This window comes from Streptomyces sp. NPDC007162 (assembly GCF_040634175.1).
Lineage (GTDB): Bacteria > Actinomycetota > Actinomycetes > Streptomycetales > Streptomycetaceae > Streptomyces.
In genome coordinates, this window is the sequence record NZ_JBEYFC010000374.1 from 1 (window position 1) to 9,127 (window position 9,127).

The following is a 9,127-nucleotide window of genomic DNA, read 5'->3' on the forward strand; positions in this document are numbered from 1 at the left end:
GGAAGCCGTCGGCGGAGATGATCTGGGTGTAGGCGTCGAAGGTGACGCCCTGGCCGGGCCCTGGGCAACGTGCTGGTACAGGCCCGCACGCACGGACTCGTCGGCGATCTCGCCGATCTGCGGGGGCTGCTCACCCGCACCCAGCCGCTGACCCGGTACACCCCCCGCGGCGACAGCGCCCGGTGGGCGGCGGCCGAGTCCCGACTCGCCACGGGGTGACCGGGTCTCCCGCCGCCCGCACCGGCCCACTACTCTGCACTCATCCGATGATCGACCCCTAGGAGCCGCGATGCGTGTCGCCCTGTTCCTGACCTGCGTCAACGACACGCTGTACCCGGACACCGGTCGTGCCGTGGTGAAACTCCTGACCAGACTGGGCGTCGAGGTCGACTTCCCGATGGCGCAGACGTGCTGCGGACAGGCCCACTACAACACCGGCTATCGCCATGAGACGGAACCGCTGGCCCGGCATTTCTCCGATGTCTTCGGGGAGTACGAGGCGATCGTGACCCCGTCCGGATCGTGCGGGGCGATGGTGCGGGAGCTGTATCCGCGGATGGGTGAGCGGGCGCGGGCGGAGGGACGCGGCAGCGGCCTCGCGGCGGCGCTGGCGCCGGTGGTGCCGAAGACGTACGAGCTGACCGAGTTCCTGGTGGACGTGCTCGGGGTGACGGACGTCGGGGCCTGCTACCCGCACCGGGTCACGTACCACCCGACCTGCCACGGGCTGCGCGGCCTGGGGCTCGGCGACCGGCCGCGCCGGCTGCTCCAGGCCGTCAAGGGGCTGGAGTTGGTGGAACTCCCCGGCGCGGAGGAGTGCTGCGGTTTCGGCGGCACGTTCGCGCTGAAGAACGCGGACGTCTCGGCGGCGATGGGAACCGACAAGGTGCGCAACGCCGAGTCGACGGGTGCCGAGGTGCTGTGCGCGGCCGACAACTCCTGCCTGATGCACATCGGCGGGACCATGACCCGGCTCGGCAGCGGGATGCGGCCGGTGCACATCGCGGAGATCCTGGCGAGCACGGAGGAGGAGCCGGCCGTATGAGCGGAACGTATCTGGGGATGCCCGCCTTTCCGAAGGCCGCGCACGAGGCCGTCAACAACCCGACCCTGCGCGGCAATCTGCGCCATGCCACGCACACCATCCGCGCCAAGCGGGCCAGAGCCGTCGCCGAGGTGTCCGACTGGGCGGAGCTCCGGGAGGCCGGCAAACGGATCAAGGACCACACGCTCCGTCATCTCGACCGCTACCTGGTCCAGTTGGAGGAGTCGGTGACGGCCGCGGGCGGTACGGTCCACTGGGCCGCGGACGCCGACGAGGCCAACCGGATCGTCGCCGACCTGGTCAGGGCAACCGGCGAGACGGAGGTCGTGAAGGTCAAGTCGATGGCCACCCAGGAGATCGGCCTGAACGAGGCTCTGGAGGCCGAGGGCATCCGGGCCTACGAGACCGATCTGGCCGAGCTGATCGTCCAGTTGGGCAAGGACCGGCCCTCGCACATCCTGGTCCCGGCGATCCATCGCAACCGGGGTGAGATCAGGGACATCTTCCGCAGCGAGATGGGCGAGTGGGGGCGCCCGGCCCCGGAAGGCCTGAGCGACACCCCCGCCGAGCTCGCCGAGGCGGCCCGGCTGCACCTGCGGGAGAAGTTCCTGCGCGCCAAGGTCGGCGTCTCCGGTGCCAACTTCATGGTCGCCGAGACCGGCACCATGGTCGTGGTCGAGTCCGAGGGCAACGGACGGATGTGCCTGACCCTCCCCGAGACCCTGATCTCCGTCGTCGGCATCGAGAAGATCGTGCCGACCTGGCAGGACCTGGAGGTCTTCCTCCAGACCCTCCCCCGGTCCTCGACCGCCGAACGCATGAACCCGTACACGTCGACGTGGACCGGCACCACGGACGGCGACGGCCCGGAGACCTTCCACCTGGTCCTCCTCGACAACGGCCGCACCGACACCCTCGCCGACGAGGTCGGCCGCCAGGCCCTGCGCTGCATCCGCTGCTCGGCCTGCCTCAACGTCTGCCCGGTGTACGAACGGGCGGGCGGCCACGCCTACGGCTCCGTCTACCCGGGCCCGATCGGCGCCATCCTCAGCCCCCAACTGCGGGGCACGGCAAGCGAGATCGACGCCTCACTGCCTTACGCCTCCTCTCTGTGCGGGGCCTGCTACGAGGTCTGTCCGGTCGCCATCGACATCCCCGAGGTGCTGGTGCACCTGCGGGAGCGGGTGGTGGAGGGCGGCGAGGCGGTCCGGGGCGGCAACAAGGTGGTGCTCAAGCCGGCCAAGGGGCACGCGGCGGAACGGGCGGCGATGCGGGCGGCCCGCTGGGCGTTCTCGCACCCGGCCGCCCTGCGCACCGGCCAGCGGCTCGCGTCCCGCAGCCGCCGCCTGCATCCCCGTACGCTGCCGGGTCCCGGCCGGGCGTGGAGCGGGACCCGGGACCTGCCCGCCGTACCGGCGGAGCCGTTCCGGGACTGGTGGCAGCGGACGGACGGCGGAAAGGGTGACGCCAAGTGAGCAGCAGGGAACGGATCCTGGGCCGGGTACGGCGGGCGCTCGCCGACGTGCACGGCGAGGACACGCCGGTCGAGCGGGCGTACCTGCGCGAGCACGGGGCGCGCAGCGTCGAGGAGACGGTGGAACTGCTCGCCGAGAACCTGGCGGACTACCGGGCCGTCGTGCACCGCTCGACCGAGGGCGAACTGGCCGCCGTGATCGGGCGATTGCTCGCCGAGCGGGGTTCGAAGCAGGTGGTGGTGCCGTCGGGGCTGGAGCAGGGGTGGCTCGCGGCGACCGACGCCGAACAGGTCACGGACCGCGCCGAAAGCACCCCGTACGAACTCGATCGGATCGGGAGCGTGGTCACCGGCTGCGCGGTGGCCGTCGCCGAGACCGGCACCATCGTGCTGGACGGCGCCCCGGATCAGGGCCGCCGCCGGATCACGCTGGTCCCCGACCATCACATCTGCGTCGTCCGCGTCCCGGACCAGGTCGTCTCCTCCGTGCCGCAGGCACTCGGGCGCCTCGACCCGACCCGGCCGCTGACCTGGATCTCCGGGCCGTCGGCGACGAGCGACATCGAGCTGGACCGGGTCGAGGGGGTGCACGGTCCCCGCACCCTGGAGGTGGTGCTGGTCACCGGCGGGCGGACGAGTGCCGAGGCCGGTGAGGGGGCGGGCGCGCGCGACCCGGACGGGTCGCGGCTAACGTGAGGGAATGATCCGGTTCGAGCAGGTCACCAAGCGGTATCCGGACGGCACGACCGCCGTGGACGGCCTCTCCTTCGAGGTGGCCGAGGGTGAGCTCGTGACGCTGGTCGGCCCGTCCGGCTGCGGCAAGACCACGACCATGATGATGGTCAACCGGCTCATCGAACCGACGTCGGGCCGGATCCTCGTCGACGGCCAGGACATCGCCGAGGCCGATCCGGTCCTGCTGCGGCGGCGGATCGGCTATGTCATCCAGCAGGTGGGCCTGTTCCCGCACCGCACGATCCTGGACAACACCGCGACCGTCCCGGCTCTGCTCGGCTGGAAACGGGCGAAGGCCCGGGCGCGCGCCGCCGAGTTGCTGGAGCTGGTGGGCCTGGACCCCGGCACGTACGGGCCGCGCTATCCGGACCAGCTCTCCGGCGGGCAGCGGCAGCGGGTCGGCGTGGCGCGGGCGCTGGCCGCCGACCCGCCGGTGCTGCTGATGGACGAGCCGTTCGGCGCCGTGGACCCGGTGGTGCGGGAGCAGTTGCAGGACGAGTTCCTGAGCATGCAGGCCGCGGTACGCAAGACGGTGCTGCTGGTCACGCACGACATCGAGGAGGCGGTCCGGCTCGGCGACCGGATCGCGGTGTACGGGCAGGGACGCATCGAGCAGTTCGACACGCCCGGCGCGGTGCTGGGCACCCCGGCCACCGCGTACGTCGCCGGGTTCGTGGGGGCCGACCGCGGGCTGAAACGGCTGTCCGTCACCGACGTCGAGGCGGACGACCTGGAGCAGCCGCCGGTCGTGCGGCTGGACGAGCCGGCCGAGGGTGCCGTCGCACGCATGCGGGACGACGGTGCCCGGTGGGCCGTGGTCCTCGACGCGCGCGGCGATCTGCACGGCTGGGTCGGCCTGGACGAGTTGGCGGCGGGCGGCCGGGTCAGCGAACGCGTGCACCGGATGACCGCCTGGGTACCGGTGGGCGCCCCGCTGAAGCAGGCGTTCGGTGTGATGCTCCAGCACGACGCCGGATGGGTCGCGGTCCTGGACGGCTCGCGTTTCCTCGGGGTGCTGACCCCGGCCGGGCTGCACGAGGCGCTGCGCCGCTCGGTGGACGCGGACGCGCGCGGGGTCACCCGGGACCAGGTGCCGTTCGACTCGGTGTCCGACGCCTGACCGGCGGCGGCCGGCGGGCGTCAGCAGTACGTCATCGGGCAGCCGCGGCGCAAGGAGTGCTGGGCGGCCCGCAGGTACAGGGCGACGTAGAAGGCGGCGTCCAGGTCCTCGGCCCACGGCCCGGGACGGGTGGTGACCGCTTTCTCGGCCGCGCCCTCCAGGAACCACATCGTCAGGTCGAGGTTGTCGCAGGCCTCGGGTATCACGTCGACGGGAAGCCGGATCGCCGCCGCCATCCGCTCGGCGAGGGCGAGCACCTGGGGTGCGCCGGCGACCGTCGTCTCGTCGGCGTAGGCGTTCTCCACGGGCAGCTGGATCTCCTCGTCGAGGGACAGCGGCACCAGCACCGACCAGGTCAGCAGCAGCCCGGACTCCCGCTCCGACAGGTGCTCGCGGCACAGCTCGCCGAACCCGTCCATGGGCGGTACCAGCTTCTCCTCGAACGACTGTCCGGAGCCGCGCACAAGGCCTCTCTGCTCGGGCACCGACGTGTACGGCGCGAGACCGCGGCGCCGCAACTCCGCGTCGAGGGCCGCGGCGACGGCACCGTGGCCGCCCCCGTCACCGTCATCGGCACCGCCGAACCAGTCCCCCGCACCGACACTCACCAGATAGATCCCCATGCCCCGCAACGTACCGCCCGCCACTGACATCGATACGCGTACGCGGGTTCCGGCCCTCACTTCACCAGGCCCTTGTCCCTGAGCCAGGTCCGGGCGACGTCCGAGGCGAGCCGCCGCCAGCTGTCGACCTGCCGGTTCATGCCGGCCAGATCGGCGGTCGTCAGGACGTCGTTGAGGGCGCCGAGCGCCCTGGTCACCCGTTCGCCGCCCGCCCTCGACCGGTTGACGACCGGGACGACGTAGTCGGCGTTCTGCAAGTGCCGGTCGTCGGCGAGGAGGACCAGGCCGAACTGGCCGAGGGTGGCGTCGGTGGTCGTGGTCAGCACCATCTGGTCCTGACCGTTCTGCACGGCCCGCTTGGCCTGCGTGGTCCCGACGCCCTTGGGGTCGACGGCGGTGATGTCGATGCCGTAGACCTTCTTCAGTCCTGGCTCGCAGTACGGCCGTTGCACGCACTCGTCGCCCGCGGCGAGCCGCACCTTCAGTCCCGAGGCGCCGAGGTCGCTCAGGGTCCTGAGGTGGTGCCGGCGGGCGTAGGCGGCGGTCACCGCGAAGGCGTTCTGGTCGACGGCCCTGCCGGGGTCGAGGACGGTGAGCCCGCGGGGGGTCGCCAGGCGGCGCAGCGCCTTCATCGTGGTGGCGAGGTCCGGGGAGCCGACGGGCGGTGCGCCGGGGCCGTCGGCTTTCGCGTCGAGCCAGTCGGCGAAGGTGGCCGCGTACTCGGGGACGACGTCGATCTGCCCGGACTCCAGGGCCGGTTCGTAGATCTCCCGGTTGGCGACGGTGAGGAGCGAGGTCCGGTAGCCGGCCTGGTTCAGCAACTGTGCGTACAGCTGGGCGAGCAGGTCGCTCTCGGTGAATCCGGCGGAGCCGACGGTCAGGTGCCGGCTGTCGCCCGGGGGTGCGGTGACCTCGCCGCGGTGCTCCAGTGACGGTCCTGTGGTGCAGGCGGCCAGAGCGAGCAGCAGCGCGGCCGCACCCGCCGGGCGCCATCTCACCGCGAGCCCCGCGTCCACACCGGGGCGAGCCGTTCGGCGGCTTCGAAGACGCCTTCGACGACCAGCGCGAACGCGGCGACCAGGATCGCCCCGGCGACCACCATGGGCGTGCTGGCCAGGTTGAAGCCGGCCGTGATGATCCGGCCGAGTCCGCCGCCGCCCGCGAGCGCGGCGATGGTGGCGGTGGCGACGAGCTGGACGGCGGCGATCCGCACCCCGGTGAGGACCATGGGGAGGGCGAGGGGCAGTTCCACCCGCATGAGCGTCTGCCGTCCGGTCATCCCCATCCCCCGTGCCGCCCGCACGATGCTCCGGTCCACCTCGCGCATGCCGACGTAGGCGTTGGTGAGCAGGGGCGGTACGGCGAACAGCACGAGCGCCACCACCGTGGGGCCCTCGCCCCAGCGTCCGACCGGGGTGAGCAGCAGCAGGACCAGGACGGCGAAGGTGGGGACGGCCCGGCCCACGTTGGAGATGTTGACGGCGAGCGCGCCGCCCCTGCCGAGGTGGCCGAGGACCAGCGCGACCGGGAGGGCGACCAGGCAGCTGACGACCAGGCAGACGACGGTCAGGACGAGGTGCTGGAGCAGCCGGTTCCCGATGCCGTCGGCGCCCGCCCAGTGCGCGGCGTCGGTGAGCCAGGCCCAGGCGTCGGTGAGCGTCCTCATGCGCGGGCCGCCCGGGCCCACGGGGTGATCAGCCACTGCACGCCGAGCAGCAGCAGGTCGGCCAGGACGGCGATGACCACGCACAGCACGGACGCGGTGAGCACCTGGGCCTTGAAGTAGGTGTTCATCCCGGCGTAGATCAGGTTGCCGAGTCCGCCGAAGCCGACGATCGCCCCGATGGTGACCAGGGAGACCGCGGAGACGGTGGCGATGCGCAGCCCGGCCATCGCGGCGGGCAGGGCGAGGGGCAGTTCGACGGTGAGCAGGAGGCGGACCGGGCCGTAGCCGAGGCCGCGGGCGGCCTGCCGGGTCTCCTCGGGGACGGCGCGCAGGCCCGCGAGGATGTTGCGGACCAGCAGCGTGAGCGAGTAGAGCACCAGACCGGCGACGACGAGGGTGGCCGACAGGCCGTACAGGGGCAGGAGCAGCGAGAACATCGCCAGGGACGGGATGGTGTAGAGGATCGTCGTCACCCCGAGGACGGGTCCGGACGCCCAGCGCCAGCGGCGGGCGAGTACGGCCAGCGGCACGGCGATGACGAGCCCGACGGCCACCGAGAGGAAGGTGAGCCGGAGGTGCTGGCCCACCGCGTCGAGCAGGATCTGCCGACGGCTGGAGAGGTAGGCGCCGCAGATCCACTCGTTGCGTGCGAGGCAGTCGTCCGGGGGCGCGGTCACGCGTCCATTGCACCGGAGGGGCGAGCGGCTCGGCGCGTTGTGGTGATCCGTCCGGGGTCGCCGAGGGTGGCACGCGAGCTGAACAAGCGCTTAGATAGCTGGGTCAGAGATTACGCCCCCAGGTCGGAGGCCCCGTTGTTCACTTCCGTCGACGACGTCTCCGCGCGCCTCGCGGAAACCGGCTACCTCGCCTCCCCCGCGGTCGCCACCACCGTCTTCCTGGCCGACCGGCTGGGCAAGCCGCTGCTCGTCGAGGGACCCGCCGGGGTCGGCAAGACCGAGCTGGCGAAGGCCGTGGCCGAGGTCGCCGGGGCCCGGCTGGTCCGGTTGCAGTGCTACGAGGGCGTGGACGAGTCCCGGGCGCTGTACGAGTGGAACCACGCCAAGCAGCTGCTGCGGATCAGTGCGGGCCGGGACGAGAGCTGGGACGAGGCCCGCACCGACATCTTCAGCGAGGAGTTCCTGCTCCCCCGTCCGCTGCTCACCGCGATCCGCGGCGACGACCCCAAGGTCCTGCTGATCGACGAGACCGACAAGGCCGACGTCGAGGTGGAGGGCCTGCTCCTGGAGGTGCTGAGCGACTTCCAGGTGACGGTCCCGGAGCTGGGCACGGTCACCGCGACCCGCCGCCCCTTCGTGGTGCTCACCTCCAACGCCAGCCGTGAGCTGTCCGAGGCGCTGCGCCGCCGCTGCCTGTTCCTGCACATCGGGTTCCCGGACGAGGAACTGGAGCGCCGGATCGTACGGCTGAAGGTGCCGGGGCTGACCGCGACGCTGACCGAGTCCGTCGTACGGGTGGTCGGGGCGCTGCGCGCGATGGACCTGCGCAAGGTGCCGTCGGTCGCGGAGACGATCGACTGGGCGCGCACCCTGCTGGCGCTGGGCGCCGACACGCTGGACGAGCAGGTCGTACGGGACTCCCTGGGCGTGATCCTCAAGCATCAGGACGACATCCAGAAGGCGGCCGCCAAGCTGGACCTGGACGCGCTGTGAGCGCGGGGGCGGACGCCCGGACCGACTCCGCCGACCTCGCCGACCGGCTCACGGGGCTGGTCGGGGCGCTGCGGGCGCACGGGGTGCGGGTCGGGACCGGCGAGACCGTGGACGCGGGACGGGCGGTCGAGGCGCTGGGCCTGGCCGAACGGGAGCTGCTGCGCGAGGGGCTGGCCGCGACACTGCTGCACGGCACCGGCCAACGGGCCGTGTTCGACCAGGTCTTCGACCTCTACTTCCCGCGCGGGGTGGGCGGACCCGGCACCGGGGACACCGACCGGGACGAGCTGCGGGAGCGGCTCGCCGCCGCGCTCGCCGACGACGACACCGCACAGCTGAGGCAGTTGGCGGCGCGGGCCGTGGACGGCTTCGGCGGGTACGGGAGTTCACCGGGCTCGGACGGCTGGTCGTCGTACCAGACGCTGGACCGGGTGCGGCCGCAGACGCTGCTGGCGCGGGTGCGGGCGGACGTCCGGGCCCGGGAGGGGAACGGGGCGGGGTTCGCGGACCGGTTGCTCGACGACGAGATCAGGCGGCGGATCGAGGCGTTCAGGGGCATGGTCGCGGCGGAGGCAAGACGCCGGGTGGCGGAGCGGCGCGGACGGGACGAGATCGCCCGGCGGGCGGTGGCACCGAGCGCCGACCGGGTGGACTTCCTGTTCGCCGGACGGGACCAACTGACCGAGCTGCGCAGGGCGGTCCAGCCGCTGGCCCGGAAGCTGGCGACCCGGCTGGCCGCGCGCCGCCGCCGGGCCGCACGGGGCACGATCGACCTGCGGCGCAGGGTGCGCCGC

General features: G+C 72.6%; 9 protein-coding genes and 2 pseudogenes. 7 read left to right on the plus strand and 4 right to left on the minus strand.

The genetic code is table 11. The features are described from left to right. Nucleotides 1-57: 57 nt before the first annotated feature. From ABZ646_RS32795 to ABZ646_RS32815, 5 genes and pseudogenes are all read left to right on the plus strand, one after another. Nucleotides 58-219, plus strand: a pseudogene (locus ABZ646_RS32795) (rhamnulokinase); the annotation flags it as partial. A 70-nt stretch (nucleotides 220-289) separates the two neighbouring features. Further along, nucleotides 290-1,045: a (Fe-S)-binding protein gene (locus tag ABZ646_RS32800; RefSeq protein ID WP_360526994.1), complete on the plus strand. Its 756-nt coding sequence runs from the start codon at nucleotides 290-292 to the stop codon at nucleotides 1,043-1,045. After that, a complete protein-coding gene (locus tag ABZ646_RS32805; RefSeq protein ID WP_360526997.1) occupies nucleotides 1,042-2,520 on the plus strand; it encodes a LutB/LldF family L-lactate oxidation iron-sulfur protein in 1,479 nt (492 codons plus the stop codon). Before ABZ646_RS32800 ends, ABZ646_RS32805 begins: the two co-directional genes overlap by 4 nt. Next, nucleotides 2,517-3,215 carry a lactate utilization protein C gene (locus ABZ646_RS32810; RefSeq protein WP_360527000.1) on the plus strand — a complete coding sequence of 233 codons (699 nt, stop codon included), beginning with the start codon at nucleotides 2,517-2,519 and terminating at the stop codon, nucleotides 3,213-3,215. The genes ABZ646_RS32805 and ABZ646_RS32810 overlap by 4 nt, the downstream gene beginning before the upstream one ends. A gap of 4 nt (nucleotides 3,216-3,219) precedes the next feature. After that, nucleotides 3,220-4,374: a betaine/proline/choline family ABC transporter ATP-binding protein gene (locus ABZ646_RS32815; protein ID WP_360527003.1), complete on the plus strand. Its 1,155-nt coding sequence runs from the start codon at nucleotides 3,220-3,222 to the stop codon at nucleotides 4,372-4,374. Between the two features lie 20 nt (nucleotides 4,375-4,394). On the opposite strand, the gene ABZ646_RS32820 is transcribed toward ABZ646_RS32815, so the two are convergent. The 4 genes from ABZ646_RS32820 to ABZ646_RS32835 are packed head-to-tail and all read right to left on the minus strand — an operon-like array spanning nucleotide 4,395 to nucleotide 7,340. Beyond that, nucleotides 4,395-4,997, minus strand: coding sequence for a hypothetical protein (locus ABZ646_RS32820; RefSeq protein WP_360527006.1), 603 nt, complete (start codon nucleotides 4,995-4,997; stop codon nucleotides 4,395-4,397). Between the two features lie 56 nt (nucleotides 4,998-5,053). Then, entirely contained in the window at nucleotides 5,054-5,995 is a 942-nt protein-coding gene (locus ABZ646_RS32825; RefSeq protein WP_360527010.1) for an ABC transporter substrate-binding protein, read from the minus strand. Further along, nucleotides 5,992-6,663 carry an ABC transporter permease gene (locus tag ABZ646_RS32830; RefSeq protein WP_360527013.1) on the minus strand — a complete coding sequence of 224 codons (672 nt, stop codon included), beginning with the start codon at nucleotides 6,661-6,663 and terminating at the stop codon, nucleotides 5,992-5,994. Before ABZ646_RS32830 ends, ABZ646_RS32825 begins: the two co-directional genes overlap by 4 nt. After that, nucleotides 6,660-7,340 carry an ABC transporter permease gene (locus ABZ646_RS32835; RefSeq protein WP_360527016.1) on the minus strand — a complete coding sequence of 227 codons (681 nt, stop codon included), beginning with the start codon at nucleotides 7,338-7,340 and terminating at the stop codon, nucleotides 6,660-6,662. Before ABZ646_RS32835 ends, ABZ646_RS32830 begins: the two co-directional genes overlap by 4 nt. A gap of 135 nt (nucleotides 7,341-7,475) precedes the next feature. Here ABZ646_RS32835 and ABZ646_RS32840 point away from each other — a divergent pair, with 135 nt between their 5' ends. Together ABZ646_RS32840 and ABZ646_RS32845 are read left to right on the plus strand one after the other, a co-directional pair. Then, nucleotides 7,476-8,333, plus strand: coding sequence for a MoxR family ATPase (locus ABZ646_RS32840; protein WP_360527019.1), 858 nt, complete (start codon nucleotides 7,476-7,478; stop codon nucleotides 8,331-8,333). Further along, nucleotides 8,330-9,127: pseudogene (locus ABZ646_RS32845) on the plus strand (hypothetical protein); the annotation flags it as partial. The gene ABZ646_RS32840 and the pseudogene ABZ646_RS32845, both read left to right, overlap by 4 nt.

Excerpts from the sequence above, each read along its gene's own strand:
- ABZ646_RS32800 (WP_360526994.1), top strand. The coding sequence starts at position 290 with ATGCGTGTCGCCCTGTTCCTGACCTGCGTCAACGACACGCTGTACCCG.
- ABZ646_RS32830 (WP_360527013.1), bottom strand. The coding sequence starts at position 6,663 with ATGAGGACGCTCACCGACGCCTGGGCCTGGCTCACCGACGCCGCGCAC.
- ABZ646_RS32820 (WP_360527006.1), bottom strand. The coding sequence starts at position 4,997 with ATGGGGATCTATCTGGTGAGTGTCGGTGCGGGGGACTGGTTCGGCGGT.
- ABZ646_RS32805 (WP_360526997.1), top strand. The coding sequence starts at position 1,042 with ATGAGCGGAACGTATCTGGGGATGCCCGCCTTTCCGAAGGCCGCGCAC.
- ABZ646_RS32815 (WP_360527003.1), top strand. The coding sequence starts at position 3,220 with ATGATCCGGTTCGAGCAGGTCACCAAGCGGTATCCGGACGGCACGACC.